This is a genomic window from Ramlibacter cellulosilyticus (genome assembly GCF_014297465.1).
GTDB classification, from domain to species: Bacteria; Pseudomonadota; Gammaproteobacteria; order Burkholderiales; family Burkholderiaceae_C; genus Ramlibacter; species Ramlibacter cellulosilyticus.
Genome location: NZ_JACORT010000001.1, coordinates 803436 through 821686, shown reverse-complemented (window position 1 = coordinate 821686; position 18251 = coordinate 803436). Strand labels below are relative to the sequence as shown.

The 18251-nt window shown below is 70.5% G+C and carries 19 protein-coding genes; 7 read left to right on the top strand and 12 right to left on the bottom strand.

Features of this window, described 5'->3' with window-relative positions; genetic code table 11:
• Nucleotides 1-4: 4 nt before the first annotated feature.
• The 4 genes from H8N03_RS04075 to H8N03_RS04060 form a co-directional block, all read right to left on the bottom strand.
• A complete protein-coding gene (locus H8N03_RS04075; protein ID WP_187074826.1) occupies nt 5-382 on the bottom strand; it encodes a hypothetical protein in 378 nt (125 codons plus the stop codon).
• The gene (locus tag H8N03_RS04070) at nt 366-620 is read right to left on the bottom strand and encodes a hypothetical protein (RefSeq protein ID WP_187074825.1); all 255 of its coding nucleotides are present in this window, start codon (nt 618-620) and stop codon (nt 366-368) included. The genes H8N03_RS04075 and H8N03_RS04070 overlap by 17 nt, the downstream gene beginning before the upstream one ends.
• A gap of 120 nt (nt 621-740) precedes the next feature.
• Nucleotides 741-2606, bottom strand: coding sequence for a sensor histidine kinase (locus H8N03_RS04065; RefSeq protein ID WP_187074824.1), 1866 nt, complete (start codon nt 2604-2606; stop codon nt 741-743).
• Nucleotides 2606-3283, bottom strand: a complete 678-nt coding sequence (locus H8N03_RS04060; protein ID WP_187074823.1) for a response regulator — start codon at nt 3281-3283, stop codon at nt 2606-2608. The genes H8N03_RS04065 and H8N03_RS04060 overlap by 1 nt, the downstream gene beginning before the upstream one ends.
• A 172-nt stretch (nt 3284-3455) precedes the next feature.
• Between H8N03_RS04060 and H8N03_RS04055 the strand changes: the two genes are divergently transcribed.
• Nucleotides 3456-4031 (top strand): RcnB family protein, encoded by a 576-nt coding sequence (locus H8N03_RS04055; protein WP_187074822.1) that lies wholly within the window; start codon nt 3456-3458, stop codon nt 4029-4031.
• On the opposite strand, the gene H8N03_RS04050 is transcribed toward H8N03_RS04055, so the two are convergent.
• Entirely contained in the window at nt 4025-4939 is a 915-nt protein-coding gene (locus H8N03_RS04050) for an SDR family NAD(P)-dependent oxidoreductase (protein WP_187074821.1), read from the bottom strand. The two genes, H8N03_RS04055 and H8N03_RS04050, sit on opposite strands and share 7 nt — an antisense overlap.
• A 197-nt stretch (nt 4940-5136) precedes the next feature.
• On the opposite strand from H8N03_RS04050, the gene H8N03_RS04045 reads away from it, so the two are divergent.
• Together H8N03_RS04045 and H8N03_RS04040 are read left to right on the top strand one after the other, a co-directional pair.
• Nucleotides 5137-5778 (top strand): hypothetical protein, encoded by a 642-nt coding sequence (locus H8N03_RS04045; protein ID WP_187074820.1) that lies wholly within the window; start codon nt 5137-5139, stop codon nt 5776-5778.
• Nucleotides 5779-5854: 76 nt separating this feature from the next.
• On the top strand, nt 5855-8944 hold the full coding sequence (locus H8N03_RS04040) for a response regulator (RefSeq protein ID WP_187074819.1): 3090 nt from the start codon (nt 5855-5857) through the stop codon (nt 8942-8944).
• Between the two features lie 51 nt (nt 8945-8995).
• On the opposite strand, the gene infA is transcribed toward H8N03_RS04040, so the two are convergent.
• Both infA and H8N03_RS04030 read right to left on the bottom strand, forming a co-directional pair.
• Entirely contained in the window at nt 8996-9259 is a 264-nt protein-coding gene (gene infA, locus H8N03_RS04035) for a translation initiation factor IF-1 (RefSeq protein ID WP_187074818.1), read from the bottom strand.
• A 245-nt stretch (nt 9260-9504) separates the two neighbouring features.
• Nucleotides 9505-9930: a MarR family winged helix-turn-helix transcriptional regulator gene (locus tag H8N03_RS04030; protein ID WP_187074817.1), complete on the bottom strand. Its 426-nt coding sequence runs from the start codon at nt 9928-9930 to the stop codon at nt 9505-9507.
• Nucleotides 9931-10053: 123 nt separating this feature from the next.
• Here H8N03_RS04030 and H8N03_RS04025 point away from each other — a divergent pair, with 123 nt between their 5' ends.
• The gene (locus H8N03_RS04025) at nt 10054-10518 is read left to right on the top strand and encodes a tripartite tricarboxylate transporter TctB family protein (protein WP_187074816.1); all 465 of its coding nucleotides are present in this window, start codon (nt 10054-10056) and stop codon (nt 10516-10518) included.
• Between the two features lie 10 nt (nt 10519-10528).
• A complete protein-coding gene (locus tag H8N03_RS04020) occupies nt 10529-12031 on the top strand; it encodes a tripartite tricarboxylate transporter permease (RefSeq protein WP_187074815.1) in 1503 nt (500 codons plus the stop codon).
• A 51-nt stretch (nt 12032-12082) separates the two neighbouring features.
• Here the strand turns inward: H8N03_RS04020 and H8N03_RS04015 are convergent, their stop codons facing one another.
• Nucleotides 12083-12547: a hypothetical protein gene (locus tag H8N03_RS04015; protein ID WP_187074814.1), complete on the bottom strand. Its 465-nt coding sequence runs from the start codon at nt 12545-12547 to the stop codon at nt 12083-12085.
• Between the two features lie 88 nt (nt 12548-12635).
• Nucleotides 12636-14189 (bottom strand): glutamate--cysteine ligase, encoded by a 1554-nt coding sequence (locus tag H8N03_RS04010; protein WP_187074813.1) that lies wholly within the window; start codon nt 14187-14189, stop codon nt 12636-12638.
• A gap of 187 nt (nt 14190-14376) precedes the next feature.
• Between H8N03_RS04010 and H8N03_RS26505 the strand changes: the two genes are divergently transcribed.
• Nucleotides 14377-14691 (top strand): hypothetical protein, encoded by a 315-nt coding sequence (locus tag H8N03_RS26505; protein ID WP_187074812.1) that lies wholly within the window; start codon nt 14377-14379, stop codon nt 14689-14691.
• 35 nt (nt 14692-14726) lie between these two features.
• Entirely contained in the window at nt 14727-15200 is a 474-nt protein-coding gene (locus H8N03_RS04000; RefSeq protein WP_187074811.1) for an SRPBCC family protein, read from the top strand.
• Between the two features lie 3 nt (nt 15201-15203).
• Here the strand turns inward: H8N03_RS04000 and H8N03_RS03995 are convergent, their stop codons facing one another.
• The 3 genes from H8N03_RS03995 to H8N03_RS03985 form a co-directional block, all read right to left on the bottom strand.
• Nucleotides 15204-16802, bottom strand: a complete 1599-nt coding sequence (locus tag H8N03_RS03995; protein ID WP_187074810.1) for a 4-hydroxyphenylacetate 3-hydroxylase family protein — start codon at nt 16800-16802, stop codon at nt 15204-15206.
• A 58-nt stretch (nt 16803-16860) separates the two neighbouring features.
• Nucleotides 16861-17469, bottom strand: coding sequence for a YidB family protein (locus H8N03_RS03990; RefSeq protein ID WP_187074809.1), 609 nt, complete (start codon nt 17467-17469; stop codon nt 16861-16863).
• A 75-nt stretch (nt 17470-17544) separates the two neighbouring features.
• Nucleotides 17545-18222: an alpha/beta hydrolase gene (locus H8N03_RS03985; RefSeq protein WP_187074808.1), complete on the bottom strand. Its 678-nt coding sequence runs from the start codon at nt 18220-18222 to the stop codon at nt 17545-17547.
• Nucleotides 18223-18251 lie beyond the last annotated feature (29 nt).

Here is an 18251-nt window from a genome sequence, read left to right as displayed (position 1 = left end):
GCCCTCACTCCGCCCCGCAAACCCAATACCACCGCAACACCGGCCGCTCGCAATCGCTGACGACCTTGCGGTTCACCGGACCGCTCCGCAGGAAGGCCTGCTGGTCCCAGTCGCGCGCGATCCAGTGCAGCGCCTCGCGCAGGTCCGCCTTGTCGCCGCCGGACTCGAAGCGGTCCAGGAGCCGGCGCGACAGCAGGTTGCGCGCATCGGCGTCCAGCGCCGCCGCGACGCGCAGCGCCTCCAGCGGCTCGCCATCGTGGACGGCCACGTCGACGTGCACGCCCGCATCGAACCGCTCGCCGGCGAGCGCGAACACGGCGCCACTGCTGGCCAGCGCGCCGGCCGCGAGCAGTGCCCGTGCGGCGTCAGAAGGCCTGGACATGCTCCACCTCGATGACGGACTCCTCGGCCGGCTTCGTGACGACAGCCGGGAGGACCATCGCGGGCGCAGGTGCGGCATCCGGCGTCGCGACGGCGGCATGCACCCGCGGCTGCACGTCGTCGGCATCGGCGGTGCCCATGGCCACGGCCGCGAGCGCGGCGATGGCGAAGGCGATGGGAACGAGCCACCAGGCCGATTCGGTGAACTGCCCGGCTTCCCGGCGAATGTGCTCTCTCATGGCTTCCTCCGGTCTGCACGCCAAGGCGGCGTGTCCGGTTCAATCTAGGAAGCGCAGGCGCATCGCGAAATAGCAAGCATCGTGAAAACGTGGCGTGACGGCGCGAACCCGAACGGGGGATCAGCCGCAGACGGCCGCGAGCGGCACCTGCACCGTGACGCGCGTGCCGCCGGAGCCGCCGCGCACGTCCACGCGCCCCCCGAGCTGCGTCGCGCGCGTGCGCATGTTGGTGAGCCCCCGGCCGCTCGACTCTTCGCTCACGCCGGCGGCGCCGATGCCGTTGTCGCGCACTTCGAGTTCGAGCTGGCCCTCCACGAGGCGCAGCTGCACGTGGACCTCCGAGGCGCCCGCGTGCTTCACCACGTTGGTCAGCGCCTCCTGCGCGACGCGCAGCAGCTGCAGCGCGGCGTGCGGCGAGAGCTGCAGCGCCTCGTCGGGCACCGCGATCTCCCAGCGCGGATGGATGCCGCAGGCGACCAGCTCGTTGCGCCAGCGGAAGAGGAAGTTGCCGAGCATCGAGCGGAAGTCGTGCTCCTGCGGCGCCAGCGTGTCGAGCGCGAGGCGCATGTCCGCGATGCAGCCGCGCAGCGCGTCGGCCACTTCACGGTTGGCGAGGTCGGATCGCTCCACGCGCGACAGCAGGACGAACAGCCCCGAGCCGAGCCCGTCGTGCAGGTCGCGCATGATGCGCTGTCGCTCCTGCGCGGCGGCGTTCTCGCGCTCGAGCGCGAACACGCGCACGTAGTTGCCGGCGAGCTCCTCCTCGCGGTCGGCGACGCGCTGCTCCAGCGTCTTGTTGACGTCTTCCAGCGAGTGCAGCGCCCGCACGAAGCGCGCGGTGAGCAGGCCCCCCATCGCGAGCAGCACGAAGTTCGCGCACAGGTGCATCAGCTGGAAGCGCTGCGCCGTCCACGACGCGAGCCACGGAATCGTGGGCTGCAGGTCCCAGGTGATCAGGTAGTCGTGCATGCCCGCGAGCGCCGCGATCGCCATGGTGACCGGCAGCGCTGCGGCTTCGAGCGTGCGCCGCCGCACCAGGAACCAGGCGGACACGCCGACGATGGTGGCGCCGATCGGCAGGAAGCCGCCCACCCACCAGCGGTTCACGATCGGCTCCGCCGCCGGCCCTTGCGCCAGCAGCCACAGGGGCCCCACCAGCCAGTAGGCGAACAGGGCGCGCTCGAACCAGGGCTTGTGGATGCCGGCGAGCCGCCACGCGAGCGCGGTCATCGCGACGATGAAGCCACCCGTGGCGGAGTGGAAGACCACGCGCCACCAGAACCAGGTGTCGACGGGCAGCGCCTCGACGACGAAGGTGAGCGTACGCAAGCCCCAGAGCGCCACGGCCACCCCGAAGAGCCCGTACATGGTCTCGGCCGGGCGGCGCCACCAGATGAACAGCACGGACAAGGAAACGAGCAGGCACACCGCGGCGGTGATCTGGGGCGTGATGCTCACCCAGAAGTAGCGGCGGTCGTGCATGCGCGCGACTTCGGCCAGCGGCCCCACGCTGACGCGGGGAAAGTGCGTCGCGCCACCCGCGGGCGGCTGTCCGACGCGCACCAGCAGCTCGTTCGCCCCGGGGCGCAGCAGGGCCGGCGGCAAGGCGACGAGGTGCGGCCGCATCCAGCGCACGTGCAGCTCGGGCGTGTTCTCCGGGATCTGCTGTAGCAGGGCGCCGTTGAGCCAGACCTGGCCGCCCTCGTCGAGGAAGGGGAAGAACACGGCCCAGGCCTGCGGCGACGCGGCCGGCGCCTCGAAGCGCACCTGGTACCAGGCCGCGGTGCGGGGGGCGCCCGGCCGCGACTTGCGCCAGAGGTCCGGGAGGGTGACGTCCTGCCAGCGCGCATCCGCCGCAGGCGGCGCCTGCGCCGCATCGGCGAGCAGGCGGGCCGCCTGCGCCTCGTGCACCGCGGCATGCGAAGGCAGTGCGAGGCAGCCCGCCGCGGCGAGCAGCACCGCCCGCAGCCAGGCCGCCGCGCGCATTACAGCAGCCCCAGCTGGGTGGCCTCGTACACCGCCTCGCCGCGCGAGTGCACCGCGAGCTTGCGGTAGATCTTGCGCACGTGGGCCACCACCGTGTGCGGCGAGATCCCCATGAGTTCGCTGATGGTGTCGAAGCTGAGGCCCTTGGCGGTCAGGCGCAGCAGCTCGGTCTCGCGCTCGGTGAGCGGCGAGGCGCCGCAGCCGTTGACCTGCTTGCCCTGGGAGTGCGACGTGGCCGGGCGCGCCGGGCCAAGCGCGACGCGGAAGCGGGTGAGGATGCGGCGCGCGATGCCCGGGCTGATGGGGGACCCGCCGTGGCGCAGGTCGCGGATGCTGGAGACGATGCTTTCCGGCACCGCATCCTTCAGCAGGTAGCCCGCCGCGCCCGCCTCGATCGAGTCCAGCACGTGCTGGTCGTCGTCGAACATGGAGACCACCAGCACGTCGCAGGGGCGCGGCTGGCGCATCGCCTGGCGGATGACCTCCACGCCGTCGATGTCGGGCAGGCCGAGGTCGAGCAGCACGACGTCGGGCTGGGCCGCTTCCAGCATGGCAATGGCGGCGCGCCCAGTGCCGGCGCTGCCGGCGAGGGCCAGGTCCGGATCCATGAGCACGGCATTGGTGAACCGGCGCAGGAATTCCGGTTCGTCTTCGACGATGAGCACCTTGGTTGACATCTCAGCTCCCGGAAACGGAAGCCATTCTGGTCGGTGCGGCGCCTCCGCGCCTCTGCCAATGGAGTGAGCGGCGCACATCCCCTTACGAGGTTTTGCACGCGGGGCGCCCGCGCTTCGCGAGGGCGACACGGCCGGGGCGCACCATCGAGGCATTCAGATAGGAGCAGTACCCATGAAAACTTCCGCCATCGTGTGCACCCTGCTGGCCGGCAGCCTCGGCTTCGGCAGCCTGGCTTCCGCGCAAGGCATGCACGGCGACCGCGGCGGTCGCGGCGACCGGGGCGACCGCGCCGAGCAGCGGCACGACGACCGCCGCGATGACCGCCACGACCAGCGCCGCGGCGACCGCGACGACCGCCAGCGCCAGGGCTGGCAGGGCCAGCGCCAGGGCTGGCAGGGCCAGCGCCAGGGCTGGCAGGGCCAGCACCAGTACAGCCAGCCGCGCGCCGTGTACCAGCAGCCGCGCTACGAAGCGTCGCGGCCGGTCTACCAGCAGCCGCGCCACGTCTACCAGCAGCCCCGCTATGGGGTCCAGCAGCCCAGCTACCGGGCTTCGCACCGCTTCTACCGCGGTGGCTACCTGCCGTACCAGTACCGCCAGCCGGTCTACTACGTGAACAACTGGAACGCCTACCCCGGCCTGTACTCGCCGCCGTACGGCCACCAGTGGATGAACGTCGACGGCGAGTTCCTGCTGGTCGCGCTGGCGACCGGGTTGATCGCCAACGCCCTTTTGACCAGCTACTGACGCTGAAGGCCGGCACGCGCCAGCCGCATCTCGTTGGCGCCCTGGTCCGCGCCGCTGGCGGGCACCGTCTCGCCGCGCCGGTCGCGGACCTCGTCCAGCCGGGCCTGCAGCCGCTCGGGCGCATCCGCGTCCAGGCCGATGTAGGCACCCGGGGTCAGGGTCACGTGCGCAGCCTCGAAGCCGCCCGCGCCCGCGCACAGCGTGGTGCGCGTCGGCGCATCCTGCGCGGCCAGCACCAGCATCGCCGGCACGACGGCCTCCGGCCCGAACGCCTCCAGCATGTCGGCCGGAAAGAGCTCCTCCGTCATGCGGGTCACGGCCGTCGGCGCGAGGCAGTTCACCCGGATGTCGTGCTTCATGCCCTCCAGCGCGAGGGTCTGCATGAGACCCACGAGCGCCATCTTGGCGGCGCCATAGTTCGTCTGGCCGAAGTTGCCGTACAGGCCCGACGAAGAGGTCGTGAGCACGATGCGGCCGTATTTCTGCCGCGTCATCGCGGGCCACAGCACCTTGCAGCAATGCACGGCACCCATCAGGTGCACGTCCAGCACCTGGCGGAAGTCCGCCAGGTCCATCTTGGCGAAGCTCTTGTCCCGCAGGATGCCGGCGTTGCTCACGAGCACGTCGACGCGGCCCCAGGCTTCCAGCGCCTGGTCCGCCATGGCCTGCACGGCCGCGAAATCCGTCACGGACGCGCCGTTGGCCAAGGCCACGCCGCCGGCCGCCCGGATCTCGTCCACCACCTTCTGCGCCGCGGCGGTGGAGCCGCCGCTGCCGTCCACCGACCCGCCGAGGTCGTTGACCAGCACTTTCGCGCCTCGGGCGGCCAGGGCCAGCGCGTGCTGGCGCCCCAGCCCTCCGCCCGCCCCGGTGACGATCGCGACCCGCCCGGTGAAATCCACTGCCATCCTGACTCCTGTGTGGCAAACGGGCGAATGTAGCGCAGCCCCGCGCTGCCGCCTGTCGCCTGTTTCGTTGGGCTTGGCTGACGGCTCGCCACGGACACTTCCAGAATTTGCATCAATCTGTAAGATGAAGGCAGCTCGGCGGTTCCTGGTCGGGCCACCGGCGCGCGAGCCGCGCGCCCAGAACTCACGGAGCCACCATGGGCATGCTGGACATCCTGCTGGGAAAGAAGCAATCCCCGGTCAAACCGCGCAATTCCCGCAGCGCGCCGAACAGCACGCAGTTCGTGTCGTCGCAGGCGTCGTCGAACGCGTCGTCCCCGCACAACGTGCGCAAGGACCTGCTGAAGCTCGTCCTGCGCGAGACGCTGACGCGCAACGGCATCCCGCAGGTCTGGGTGGCCGCGGACATGCTCCGCACCACCAGCCCCAAGCGCGAACAGGGCATCCACATGCGCTTCGTCGTGCGCGTGTGGGAGCCCCGCCTCATGGCGCACGGCCCGGCGCTGGAGAAGGAATTCCTGCAGCGCCTCCTGCTGCTCGACCCGCAGGCCGCGAACTGGTTGATGGGGTTCTCGTGGCAGTTCGCCCTGCCGGACAACCACGTGCCCGGCCCGATGCCGCATCCCGGCTCCTGGACGGCGCCGCGCGAAGCCGCCGCGCCGCTGATGGCGCCCGAGACCAAGCCCGGCGATATCATCGAAGGCCCGGTGGTCATCCCGCGCCCGGCCGAAGACGTGCGCGCCGACCTCGAACGACTGCTCGCCGCGCGCGACGACGACATGAAGCGCCACGCGCAGGGGGGCGACAACTTCGCTGCCACCCGTCCTGCGACGCTGTAAGCCCACCTCCTCCTTCCCGTCGCCTCGCTGGGCGCGCGCCCTGTGGCGCGCCGCGTGGGCCTGCGTGCTCGCCTGCGTGCTGCCGTCCGCCTGGGCTGCGGCCGCGGCCCCGGTGGCGCGCGACGGCGTCATCGACCTCATGGCCCCCGGCGCCACGGAGCGCAGCCATGCGCTGCGCGGCGACTGGGCCTTCGACTGGGGCCACTTTGTCGATCCCGCGGACGACGCGTCCCTCCCCGGCATCGCCCCCGTGCCCGGCATCTGGAACGAGCTCCGCGTCGACGGCAAGCCGCCCGGTCCCGACGGTTTTGCGAGCTACTCGCTGGTCGTGCGCTGCCCGGAAGGCCAGCAGCTCGCCCTGTCCGTGCCGCCGCAGCGCACGGCCATGCGCACCTACATCAACGGGCGGCTGGTCGCGGCGCAAGGCATGCCGGGCACGAGCGAGGACGAGGCGCAGCCCGCCATCGGCCGCCGCGCGCAGCTGACCGACTCCTATCCCTGCCCGCTGCGGGTGACGATGCACCTGTCCAACTGGTCGCACCGCGCCGGCGGCGTGATCCGCGCGCCGGTGGCCGGCCCGATCGAGCAGCTCGCGGTGGAGTCGCAGCAGCGCTTTGCGCTCGACACGCTGCTGGTGGGCGCCTACCTCGTGCTGAGCATCTCGCCGCTGTTCTTCTTCCTGGTGCGGCCGAAGGAGAAGGCGCCGCTGCTGTTCGGGCTGTTCGCGCTGGCGCAGACCGTCTATGCGGACATGACCGGCGAACGGCTGCTGCTGCAGCTCTGGAAAGGGGCCGAGACCCCATGGGAGGTGTTCCTGCGCACGGAATACACCTCCTGGTTCCTCGCCATGGGCCTGTTCCTGCTGCTCGTGGACCGCCTGTTCCCGCGCACCCTGCGTCCGCTCGCCGTGCGCGTGCTGCTGGTCGCGTGGGCCGTCGGCATCCTGGTGATCGACTTCACCCCCGCCCGCGTCTACAGCCGGTACGTCCTGTACGGTCAGGTGCTGGGCTTCGCCATCGGCCTGTACGTCCTGTGGCAGCTCGCCCGCGCGGCGCGCCAGGGACGGCCCGACGCGGGCGTGATCCTGACCGGCATGGGCTGCCTGGCCGCCGTGCTGGCGGTCAACCTGTCGCAGGTGCCTTCCGACCTCGCGCAGCGCGGCATCACGGCCTTCGGCCTGCTCGCGTTCGTGCTCTCGCCGGGCGTCGTGCTGCTGCGCCGGCTCGGCCGCGCGCTGAACGTCGAGGAACTGCGCAGCGCCGAGGAACGCGAGAAGGTGGACCTGCTCGTGCGCGCCACGCATGCCGGCATCCTGGACTGGGACTACACGCGCAACCTCACCCGCTACTCGGCGCGGCTGCTGGAGATCATGGGCTATCCGCCGGACACCGACACCCGCGAGTGGCCCCTCTTCTTCGAGCGCGTCCATCCGGACGACCGCTCGCTGGTCCAGGACGTGTTCATGAACCAGCTGCGCGACCGCTCGGTGCGCGGCGGCGAGATGAAGCACGAGCCGCACGAATACCGCCTGCTGCGCGCCGACGGCGGCGCGGTGTGGGTGCACGCGGAGGCGATCAGCCTGCGCGGCGCGGACGGCCGCACGCTGCGCTACATCTGCTCCTTCCACGACATCACCGACCAGCGCGCCGTCGCCGAAGGCCTGAAGCGGCAGAACGCGGCGCTCGCCGAGAACGCACGGCTGCGCGAGGACGTCGAGCGCATGTCGCGCCACGACCTGAAGACGCCGCTGAACAGCATCATCGGCGTCGCCCGCCTGCTGCGCGAGGACGCCAACGTGCCGGAGGACCAGCGCGAGCTGCTGGCCATCGCGGAGCGCGCGGGCTTCCGCATGCTGGAGATGGTCAACCTGTCGCTGGACCTCTCCCGCATGGAACTGGGCACCTACCCCTTCCGGCCGCAGGCCGTGAACGTGGCCGACGTCATCGCGCGCGTGAAGCTGGACCTGCTGCCCCTCGCGCAGGCGGCGCAGGTGCAGGTGCGGGTGGAGGAAGCGCCTCCGCAGCCCGTGTACGCGCGGGCGGAGGAGCTGCTTTGCTACTCCATCCTGGCCAACGTGCTGAAGAATGCCATCGAGGCGACGCCGCGCGGCGGCACGGTGACGGTGCGCCTGGAAGCAGGCGACCCGCTGCGCGTGCGCGTCCACAACCCGTCGCGCGTGCCGGAGGCGATCGTCAGCCGCTTCTTCGACAAGTACGTCACCGCGGGCAAGAGCGGCGGCACCGGCCTGGGCACCTACTCCGCGCGCCTCATGGCACGGGTGCAGAACGGCGAACTGGAGATGCAGACGGGCTACAGCGGCACCGTGCTCACGCTGTGCCTGCAGGCGCTGGAGGCCGAGGCATTGGCCGCGGCGCCGAGTGCGCAACCCGTCGCCGCCGCGCCGCAGGTCACCGCGGCGGACTTCCCGCCGCGGCGGGTGCTGGTGGTGGACGACGACGAATACAACCGGCTGCTGCTGCTGCGCTACCTGCCGTCGCCGCCGTTCACCGTGGAGACCGCGGCCAACGGCGTCGGCGCCATCGACGCGGTGGCGCGCCAGTGGCCGGACATCGTGCTGATCGACATGGAGATGCCGGTCATGGACGGACTCGAGGCCGTGGCCTGGATCCGGCGCCTCGAGCACGGGGAGGCGCGGCGACCGACCGCCATCGTCATGATGTCCTCGAACGACGACGCGGCCTCCATCCGGCGCGGGCTGGAAGCGGGCAGCAACCGCTACCTCGCCAAGCCCTTCACGCGCGAGGCGCTGCTCACGCTGCTGCACGAGCTGGGGCGCACCGACGTGCCGGTCTCGGAACCCGCGCCGCTGGAAACGGCCGCGCCGCGCGCATCGAACGCGGAAGCCCCGGTCCTGCCGGACGCGGCGGTGCACGTCGATCGCGAGCTGCTCGGCGAAGTGGGCGCCTTCCTCGATTCCCGCCGCCGGCTGGTGGACCACATGGCCGACGCGCTGGCCGCGGGCGACCGCACGCAGCTGCGCACCGTGGCGCACCGCGCGGCCGGCGGCCTGGCGCTGTTCGGGTTCCAGTGGGCGGCGTGGCAAAGCCGCGCCATCTCGGCGCACGCGGCCGACGGGTCGGAGGACGCGCTGCGCGGCGACATCGAGCGGTTGCGCAGGCACCTGGACGAAGTCGAGGTGCAGTGAGGCGGGCAAAAGAAAAGCGGCCCGATGGGCCGCTTGCGGGACGTCGCCGGGTCAGCGACGGCGGTGCTGCGGCGGCGGGCCGCCCGTGTTGCGGTTCGGCAGGTGGCGGAACATGATGCGCCCCTTGCTCAGGTCGTACGGGGAGAGCTCCAGGCTCACCAGGTCGCCGGCGATGATGCGGATGTGGTTCTTGCGCATCTTGCCGCCCGTGTAGGCCACCAGTTCGTGGCCGTTGTCCAGGATCACGCGGTAGCGCGAGTCCGGCAGGATTTCGGCCACGCGGCCGTTCATTTCGATCAGTTCTTCCTTCGCCATGCAGGCTCCTCTGGCACAGCCAGGCGGGCCCTTCTCGCGGAGGGCAGCGCCGGCTGGTGGTTGGATGGGCCGGCCCAGCGGCCGGAGCAGGCAGACCTTTGTGCCACGGGTACCTGCGAAACGCAGGGGCGGGTCCGCGAATACGGGCCGGCGCTGCGCTGGGCGCACACCAACCCCCAATCTTCGAATTGTAAGCGTTTGGCGAGCCGGCTGCTCGCGACGGCCCGGCGGCCCGGCGGCCGCGGCTAACCCTCCGCGCTCGCGCGCGCGGCTTCGATCACCGCAGCCAGCGCGCCGAGCTGCGCGCGGTGCTGTGCCGCGAGCGCGCCGACCAGGCGCCGCCCCTTCGCGGTCAGGTGCACCTCGACCAGGCGGCCGTCCTGCTCGTTGGGCTGCCGGCGGACGAGGCCGGCTTCCTCGCCGCGGGTGACCAGCGCGACGACGCCATGCGGCGCCGTCTGCAGCCGCTCGGCCAGCTCGCCGATACTCGCCCAGTCGCGCCCGGGAAAACCCTGGGTGTGCAGCATCAGGTGGTACTGCACGGCGGTGACGCCGGCCGCCTTCGCCGCGTCCTCGCCGAAGCGCAGGAACCTGCGCAGCTCGTAGCGGAACTGCGACTGCCGCTCGAGCCCCGCCTTGTCCAGCGGCTGCACCTTCGTCCTCATGTCCATGGTACCGGTCCCCTCAGCCTGCCAATGTACACCCGCCGGCCGAGTCAAGTTACATCACGGCGCGATGTATTTAGATCATGCCATGATATAAACCGCTCTTCAAACGCAAGGAGACAAGGTGCGATGAAGTTACGCATCCGCAACCAGAAGGACGTGGCCGCAGGAGTGGTGTACGTCCTCGCAGGCGCCGGGTTCAGCCTCGGTGCCCTCAACTACAAGCTCGGCGACGCGGCGCGCATGGGCCCCGGCTGGTTCCCGTTCTGGGTCGGCATCCTCCTGGTCCTCGTGGGCATCGCCACCGCCGCCGCCGGCGTGCGCGTCCACGCGGCGGAGGAGCACGTCAAGCGCCCGGAATTCGGCACGATCGCCTGGATCCTCGGCGCCGTGGTGCTGTTCGGGGTGCTGCTGCAGCACGCCGGGCTCGTGCTGTCGCTGGCGGTGCTCGTCATCGTCTCCAGCCTGGGCAGCCACGAGTTCAAGTGGCGCGCCACGCTGGTCAACGCAGCCGTGCTCATCGCGTTCAGCGTGGGCGTGTTCATCCGCGGCATCCACCTGCAGATCCCGCTGTGGCCCACCTTCCTGCAGTGAGGACCCTGCCATGGAACTGATTTCCCACCTGGCGCTCGGCTTCGACACGGCCCTGAGCCTGCACAACCTCCTCTACGCCTTCGTCGGCTGCCTGCTGGGCACGCTGATCGGGGTGCTGCCCGGCCTCGGCCCGTCGACGACGATCGCGATGCTGCTGCCAATCACGTACACCCTGCCGCCCGTGTCGGCGCTGATCATGCTGGCCGGCATCTACTACGGCGCGCAGTACGGCGGCTCCACGACGGCCATCCTGGTCAACCTGCCGGGCGAGTCTTCCTCCGTGGTGACGGCGCTGGACGGCTACCAGATGGCGCGCAAGGGCCGCGCGGGCGCGGCGCTCGCCACCGCCGGCATCAGCTCGTTCATCGCGGGCTGCGTGGCCACGCTGCTGCTCGCGGCCTTCGCCACCCCGATGGCGGAACTCGCCTTCAACTTCGGCCCGGCGGAATACTTCTCGCTGATGGTGCTGGGGCTGGTGGGCGCCGTGGTGCTGGCGTCGGGGTCGCTGGTCAAGGCGATCGGCATGATCCTCCTGGGCCTCGTGCTGGGCCTGGTGGGCACCGACGTGAACTCCGGGGTCGCGCGCTATTCCTTCGACATCCCCGAGCTCACCGACGGCATCAACTTCGTCGCCGTGGCCATGGGCCTGTTCGGTTTCGCCGAGATCATCGCCAACGTGGAGCAGCGGGAGCACCGCGAGACCTTCACGAACAAGGTGACGAACCTGTTCCCGACGATGGAGGACTTCAAGCGCATGCTGCCGGCCGCCGTGCGCGGCACGGCGCTGGGCTCCGCGCTGGGCATGCTGCCCGGCGGCGGCGCGACCCTGTCTTCCTTCGCCTCCTACACGCTGGAGAAGAAGCTGTCGAAGCGGCCCGGCGAGTTCGGCCAGGGCGCGATCGAAGGCGTCGCCGGGCCCGAGGCCGCCAACAACGCCGGCGCGCAGACCTCCTTCGTGCCGCTGCTCACGCTGGGCATCCCGTCCAACGTGGTGATGGCGCTGATGGTGGGCGCGATGACCATCCACAACATCCAGCCCGGGCCGCAGGTCATGACCAGCAACCCCGAGCTGTTCTGGGGCCTGATCGCCTCGATGTGGATCGGCAACGCGATGCTGATCATCCTCAACCTGCCGCTGATCGGCCTGTGGGTGAAGCTGCTGAAGGTTCCCTACAAGTACCTGTACCCCGCCATCCTCGTGTTCTGCTGCATCGGGGTCTACTCGATCAACAACAACACCTTCGACGTCTTCGTGACGGCGGGCTTCGGCATCGCCGGCTACGTGTTCGCCCGCTGCGGCATGGAGCCGGCGCCGCTGCTGCTCGGTTTCGTGCTCGGGCCGATGATGGAGGAGAACCTGCGCCGCGCGCTGCTGCTGTCGCGCGGGGACTTCTCGACGCTGGTCACGCGGCCGCTGTCCGCCACGCTGCTGGTGGCTACGCTGGTGCTGCTGGTGATCGTGGCGCTGCCGGCGATCCGGAAGACGCGGGAGGATGCGTTCCAGGAGGCGTGAACCTCCTCGAGAAAAGGAAAAGCGGCGCAGTGCGCCGCTTTTTTTCGTGCGTCAACGCATCAGGCCGTTGATGCCGTCGACGACCATCATCGAGCCGGCGGCGACCAGCAGGATGTCGCCGGCGACCTGCACGTACTTGTGGCCGACGGGCACCGGCGGCAGCGTGACGATGATCTGCTGCGGCACCGGGGCGATCACCACCGTGGTGGGCAGCGGCTGGCCCACGTTCCACTGCTTCTTCGCCTGGCCGGGGGGCATGCAGCCGTTGTTCTTCTTCGCGAGGCCGGGCGGGCAGTGCTTGCCCGACGCGTAGTACGTGTGCACCGAATCGCGATGGCGACCCGTGAAGAAGGCGCCCTGCCGCGGTCCGTGGCCGCGCTCGTCCGCCTGCTTCCTGCCATGCTTGTGTTCGTGCTTGTCCTCGTGCTTGTCGTTCTTCGCAAGCACGGGCGCGGCCGCGAAGGCGCAGGCGAGGACGATGGCCAGCAGGCGGGCGGGAGAGGTGGTCGTGTTCATGCCCGCACTTTCGCGCATCGCGCGCCGCCGTGCTGCCGACAATGGCGCGATCCGCCACACCGCGCGGCCGGACGGTCGCGCCCGGCGGTCAGACGGCGGCGAGCGCCGGCGCCACGGCGGCCTGCGTGAGGCCGAGGCGTTCGGGGGAGACGTACTGCTGGCGGTACTGCTCGAAAGGCATCGTGTCCGCGGCCTCGACCTCCGCCTGGTCCTGGATGGACTGGCTGGCCAGCGCTTCCATCTTCGCCTGCAGGCCGCCCGTCCAGGGCAGCCTGAGCAGCTTGGCCTTGGCGAGCTCCGACTGCGCGCGCGTGAACTGCGCGAAGCTGTTGTCGTGCTCGCGGGCCATCGCGGCGAGGACGCGCGCGGAAGGCAGCATGTCCGGGTTGTGCAGCAGCGCCTCGGCGGCGCGCAGCGCGTCGCCGTAGTCGGTGGTGCCGTGCACCTCGTCCAGCAGCGCGGCGATCGGCGCGCATTCCGCGACGATCTCGCCGCCCCAGTCGGTCAGCTTCACCTCGCGGCCCTGGCGTTCCAGCATCGCGGCGGGGTCGCGGCCGTAGGCCGCGGTGCGGTGCTGGTTGCGTCCGAGCGCGGCGATCTCCTGCGGCGTGTCCTGCGGGCTGTCGGCCAGCAGGCAGTGCAGCAGGAAGATGTCCAGGAAGCGCATGGTCTGCGCCTTGATGCCGACCGGCACGAATGGGTCGAGGTCCATGAGCCGCACCTCGACGTACTCGACGCCGCGCTCGCGCAGGGCGTGCAGCGGCCGCTCGCCGGGACGGATCACCCGCTTCGGCCGGATCGTGCCGTAGAACTCGTTCTCGATCTGCAGCAGCGTGGTGGCGAGCTGGTTGTACTCGCCGCCCGGGTTCGTGATGCCGACCTTCTCGTAGGCGGGGTAAGGCTTGGTGAGCGCCTCGTGGAGCGACGCGGCGTAGCCCTCGAGGCTGTTGTAGCTGACGGCCAGGCTCGCCTGCGCCTCGCTCTGGTAGCCCAGGCGCCCCATGCGCAGCGAGGTGCCGTACGGCATGTACACCGTGCCGGGCGACAGCGTCTGCAGCTCGTGCTTGCGGCCCGCGACGAAGGTGGAACACGCCGCCGGCGACGCGCCGAACAGGTACAGCAGCAGGAAGGCATGCCGCCGGAAGTTGCGGATCAGCCCGAAGTATTCCGGGTCGCTCACGCCGGGCAGCGACCAGTTGTAGTGGATGCCGGAGATCGTCTGCATGCGCCGCCCGTAGCGGTGGGCCAGGCCCATGCGGTAGACGCTCTTCGCGCGGCCGACGTTGGACGCACCGTAGCGCCCGATCGGGATGTTCTCGTCCGCCGGCAGCGAGCAGGGCATGCTGCTGACCCACAGCATCTCGTCGCCGAGCGCGCGGTAGGTGAACTGGTGGACCTGCGTGAGTTCCTCCAGGCACTGTTCCACGCTGGCGTGGACGCCCGTGATCAGCTCCAGCTGCGACTCGCTGTAGTCGGTGGTGATGTTGGGGTGCGTGAGGGCGGAGCCCAGCGCGGTGGGATGCGGGGTGAGTGCGAGGGCGCCGGCCGGGGTGGCGCGCAGGCTCTCCTTCTCGATGCCGCGCCGGATGCCTTGCAGCCGCGCGGGCGCGAGCGTGCTCAAGGCGGCTTGCAGTTTGCTCATGGGAATTCTTGTCTCTTCGCCCGGGTGTCTTTGCGCGTGCGAAGTTAACACCTTTGCCGAAAACCTGCTTGCCGGGGATCAAGCAGGGACAGGCCCCCTGTGCTAGGGGCTGCGCCCTAGGGTATTAGGTCGCCCGCCCTAGGGGCCGTGCGGACAATGGAACGCAACGACACAGGAGAACCTTTCCATGGACAAGACCACCATGCAGGCCACGGCCCGGCAATGGATCGCCGGCTTCGACCGCGGCGCGCACCGCGCCATCGCCGGTTACCGCTCCGGTGCCGGCCGCCTGGGCAGCGTCGCCCGCGCCCGCTGGGACCGCGCCTTCGCCGAGTCCAGCCCCAAGCTGTCGGCGGAGACCCGCCGCAATGCGAGCCACTTCCGCGACGTGGTTGCCGGCTACTACGGCAAGGGCGTGGCGGTGTCCGCCACGGGCGCCGAGCGGGCCGTCGGCACCCTGGTGGAGGCGGCGCAGGCGGCGGCTGGCAGAATGGCCCGCTGAGCCACCGGGCTCGCCCCACCCACAGAGGAGGCGCCATGACGGTCAGCGTGCACATCGACCTGGGCTACGAATTCGAGGTCAAGGCGAAGTTCGACGAGGTCTTCGCCCTCCTCTCGGACGTGCCGAAGTCCGTTTCCCATTTTCCCAAGGTGCAGAAGCTCACCGACCTCGGCGACGGCGTGTACCAGTGGGAGATGCAGAAGGTGGGCACCGCGCAGGTGAACATCCAGACCGTGTATGCCTGCAAGTACACGGCCGACAAGGCGAAGGGCCTGGTGAAGTGGACGCCCGTGAAAGGGGTGGGCAACGCCCAGGTCGGCGGCCACTGGAAGATCACCGACAACAAGGGCAAGTCCACGAAGATCGTCTTCGAGACGGCCGGCAGCGTCGACGTGCCGGTGCCGGGCCTCATGAAGATGGTGGTGGAGCCGATCGTCGCCGCGGAATTCGAGAAGCTGGTGGAGAAGTACATCGCCAACCTGGTGAAGGCGTTCGGCGGCGAAGTCTGAAAGCTACCCGCGCTTGGCGGGCAGGTCCACCATCACCGCTTGTCCCGGCGCGCTGCAGCCCATGTCGCAGCATTTTCCCGGCTGGCGGTTGCGCGTGATCGCGCGTTGCGGGTCGTGCAGCACGCCGCGTTCCAGCAGGCGCTCCACGAGTTCCACCTTGGATCCCACGGGGTAGTGCCGCCAGATCTCCTGCTTCATCGCCGCGGGCGAGCCGCCGCCGTGCAGGCTGATGAGGCTGTACCACCCGCCCTGGTAGCCCGCGCTCAGGTCCTCGAGGAAGCGCGCCACCTCGATGCGCTTGTCGTAAGGCACGTCCGGGCTCGCGCGCAGCACGTCGGCGAGCTTCGCGCCCGTTTCCGGATTGTGGTCCTCGTCCGGACCGGGCAGCGTCACCACCAGGCCGCCGCTCACGTAGTGCGCGATGCGGTGCATGTCGTAGATCTGCGTGGCCAGCAGCAGCTTGCCCACGTTGGAGAACAGCGGGTCGGGCATGAACGTTCCGCTGTGCTCGTCCACCTTCGCGTACACGCTCGCCGCGACACCGCAGGCGTAGAAGCCCTCGGTGATCTTGATCAGCTCCACCATCTGCTCGCGCAGGTGGGACTCCTGCCCGGGATCGAAGCCGTTCGCCTCGCACATGAGGGCGCCCGCGCCGATCAGCAGGTCGCCGAACCCGGCGCGCGCGGCGATGCAGGTGTGGCGGTGGTGGGTCGCGTAGCTGTAGGTGAGGTGGCCGCTGTGCTCCCACTCGCCGGCGTAGAAGACGTGCTCCCAGGGCACGAACACGCGGTCGAACATGCACACGCCGGTGCTCTGGCCGTAGCGGCGCGAGAACAGTGCCTCGCCGTGCTCCACCTTCTCGCCGGGGCGGCCCGCCGGACGTGCCGCGATGGTGAGGCCAGGCGCGTCGATCGGCACCGCGCAGCACACCGCGAAGTCCGCATCCGCCTCGCCCATGTTGCGGCAGGGCATGACCAGCAGTTCGTGCATGTAGGGCGCGCCCGTGACGATGGCCTTGGTGCCGCTGATCACGATGCCGCGCGCGTTGCGCTCCACGATGTGCACGTAGGTGTCGGGGTTGGCCTGCTCGTGCGGGCGGCGGCTGCGATCGCCCTTGGCGTCCGTCATGGCGACGCCCAGCGTCAGGTCCTGGTCCTGCACGCGGTGCAGGTACTCGAGGAAGCGCGCCGTGTGTTCGCGCGAACCCTTCGCATCGTCCAGGCGCGCCGCGACCTGGCCGATCGCGTTCAGCGCATCGTGCGTCAGGTAGCGCTGCGCGCAGCCCGTCTCCTGGCAGACGAGGCGCACGGCCTCGAGCTTGTTCAGCAGGTCGCCGGCACTCGTGTCGATGTGCGCCAGCCGGTTCACGCGCCTGCCGCTCGTGTGCTGCACCGCCGTCATCAGCGGCGCCAGCTCCGGCCTGTGCGCGTAGTCGTAGGTGAGCGCGATGGCGTTGATGCCGGGGCGCAGCGCCGGTTCGTCGGCGACCGACTCCACGCGCCGACCGTCCACGAACACCCGCGGCTTCAAGCGCCGCAGCGACTCGCGGTAGTCGTCGCCGGTCATGAGGGAGGCGGTGGCGGCCGGTGCGTTCAAGGGCATCTCCTCGCGAAGGACAGCCCATTCTGCGCGCGGCGGCGGCCGCCGCCATCCGGGAGACTCAGGAGACCGACTTCTCGCGGTACTCCACGTCCTGGATTTCCTTTTCCAGCGCGTTCCGGCTCTCGTCCAGCACCTCGTCCGCCTCGCGCGGCACCTGGCCGTCCGGGGTCAGCTTGTCGACCATCTGCGGCATGATCTCCGCGAAGGCCTGCGCCACCTCGTGCTCGGGGACGCCCAGGCGCTGCGCCATCTGCTGCAGCTCGCCCTGCCCCACCACCTGTTCGACCGCGCGCTCGTCGATGCCGTCGTTGTCGCCGGTGTCGACCCAGGACTGCGCCTGGCGGCCGAAGCCCTGCTGCTTGAACCGGTCGAGCACCGCGCCCATGCCGCCGTTCTTCTGCACCCAGCGCATGGCCAGGGGCAGCAGCATCACCAGCAGTGCCGTGCGGTTGCCGTAGGGGTTCGCGCCGCCGGGGACACCCACCGGCACGCCGGCGGCGCGGCCGCGATTGCGCATCGCGCCGGCGAGCACGCTGCCCAGCGCGATCCCGCCCAGCGCGCCGCCGAGGCCGCCGCCACCCAGCCCGCCGCCCACGCGACGACGCCCCAGCGCCTGGCCGAAGAGTCCGCCGAGCACCTGGCCCAGCAGGGGATTGTTGTAGTTCATCGAAAGCTCCTTCGGGTTCGTCGGATGCCTTCGAGGGTGGGGGCCGCAGCGCGGCCGCGGTGTAGGCGCCTGGCGCTAGCGTGCTTCCTGCCCGGCGGACAGCACCCGCACGATGAACGCGTTCAGCTCCTCGATCTCCATCGGATGGACCGCGTGGCCCATCAGGTATTCGTGCCATTCGACGGGGTAGCCCAGGGCCTGCAGCGCGTCGCGCGAAGCCTCCGCGCGATCGAGGTGCACCACCTCGTCGTGCGTGCCGTGCGCGAGGAAGATGGGCGTCTGCTGGTTGGCCGCGTGCCGTTCGGCGGCGGTCGTGTCCGCCAGCGGCAGGTAACCCGAAAGTCCCACGATGCCGGCGAGCCGCTCGGGGTGGCGCAGGCCCGTGAGCAGTGCCATCGCGCAGCCCTGCGAAAAGCCCGCGAGCACGATGCGCTCCGCGGGGATGCCGCGCTGCTTCTCGCGCGCGATCAGCGCCTCCACCAGCTGCTGCGACCGGCGCAGCCCCGCCTCGTCCTGCGGTGCGTCCGCGTCGAACCCCACGATGTCGTACCAGGCGCGCATGCGGTAGCCGTTGTTGATGGTCACCGGCATCACGGGCGCGTGGGGGAAGATGAAGCGCACGGGCCCGACGCTGTCCAGTTGCAGTTCCTCGGCGACGGGCACGAAGTCGTTCCCGTCGGCGCCGAGCCCGTGGAGGATCAGGATGGTGGCGACCGGGTTGTCGCCCGATTCGGCTTCGATGACGTCCAGCATGCGTTGCTCCTTTGGCCCGGGAGCATAGC

Excerpts from the sequence above, each read along its gene's own strand:
- H8N03_RS26505 (WP_187074812.1), top strand. The coding sequence starts at position 14,377 with ATGGACAAGACCACCATGCAGGCCACGGCCCGGCAATGGATCGCCGGC.
- H8N03_RS04015 (WP_187074814.1), bottom strand. The coding sequence starts at position 12,547 with ATGAACACGACCACCTCTCCCGCCCGCCTGCTGGCCATCGTCCTCGCC.
- H8N03_RS04025 (WP_187074816.1), top strand. The coding sequence starts at position 10,054 with ATGAAGTTACGCATCCGCAACCAGAAGGACGTGGCCGCAGGAGTGGTG.
- H8N03_RS03995 (WP_187074810.1), bottom strand. The coding sequence starts at position 16,802 with ATGCCCTTGAACGCACCGGCCGCCACCGCCTCCCTCATGACCGGCGAC.
- H8N03_RS04065 (WP_187074824.1), bottom strand. The coding sequence starts at position 2,606 with ATGCGCGCGGCGGCCTGGCTGCGGGCGGTGCTGCTCGCCGCGGCGGGC.
- H8N03_RS04055 (WP_187074822.1), top strand. The coding sequence starts at position 3,456 with ATGAAAACTTCCGCCATCGTGTGCACCCTGCTGGCCGGCAGCCTCGGC.
- H8N03_RS04020 (WP_187074815.1), top strand. The coding sequence starts at position 10,529 with ATGGAACTGATTTCCCACCTGGCGCTCGGCTTCGACACGGCCCTGAGC.
- infA (WP_187074818.1), bottom strand. The coding sequence starts at position 9,259 with ATGGCGAAGGAAGAACTGATCGAAATGAACGGCCGCGTGGCCGAAATC.
- H8N03_RS04060 (WP_187074823.1), bottom strand. The coding sequence starts at position 3,283 with ATGTCAACCAAGGTGCTCATCGTCGAAGACGAACCGGAATTCCTGCGC.
- H8N03_RS04030 (WP_187074817.1), bottom strand. The coding sequence starts at position 9,930 with ATGGACATGAGGACGAAGGTGCAGCCGCTGGACAAGGCGGGGCTCGAG.
- H8N03_RS04075 (WP_187074826.1), bottom strand. The coding sequence starts at position 382 with ATGTCCAGGCCTTCTGACGCCGCACGGGCACTGCTCGCGGCCGGCGCG.
- H8N03_RS04000 (WP_187074811.1), top strand. The coding sequence starts at position 14,727 with ATGACGGTCAGCGTGCACATCGACCTGGGCTACGAATTCGAGGTCAAG.
- H8N03_RS03985 (WP_187074808.1), bottom strand. The coding sequence starts at position 18,222 with ATGCTGGACGTCATCGAAGCCGAATCGGGCGACAACCCGGTCGCCACC.
- H8N03_RS04045 (WP_187074820.1), top strand. The coding sequence starts at position 5,137 with ATGGGCATGCTGGACATCCTGCTGGGAAAGAAGCAATCCCCGGTCAAA.
- H8N03_RS04010 (WP_187074813.1), bottom strand. The coding sequence starts at position 14,189 with ATGAGCAAACTGCAAGCCGCCTTGAGCACGCTCGCGCCCGCGCGGCTG.
- H8N03_RS04070 (WP_187074825.1), bottom strand. The coding sequence starts at position 620 with ATGAGAGAGCACATTCGCCGGGAAGCCGGGCAGTTCACCGAATCGGCC.
- H8N03_RS04050 (WP_187074821.1), bottom strand. The coding sequence starts at position 4,939 with ATGGCAGTGGATTTCACCGGGCGGGTCGCGATCGTCACCGGGGCGGGC.
- H8N03_RS03990 (WP_187074809.1), bottom strand. The coding sequence starts at position 17,469 with ATGAACTACAACAATCCCCTGCTGGGCCAGGTGCTCGGCGGACTCTTC.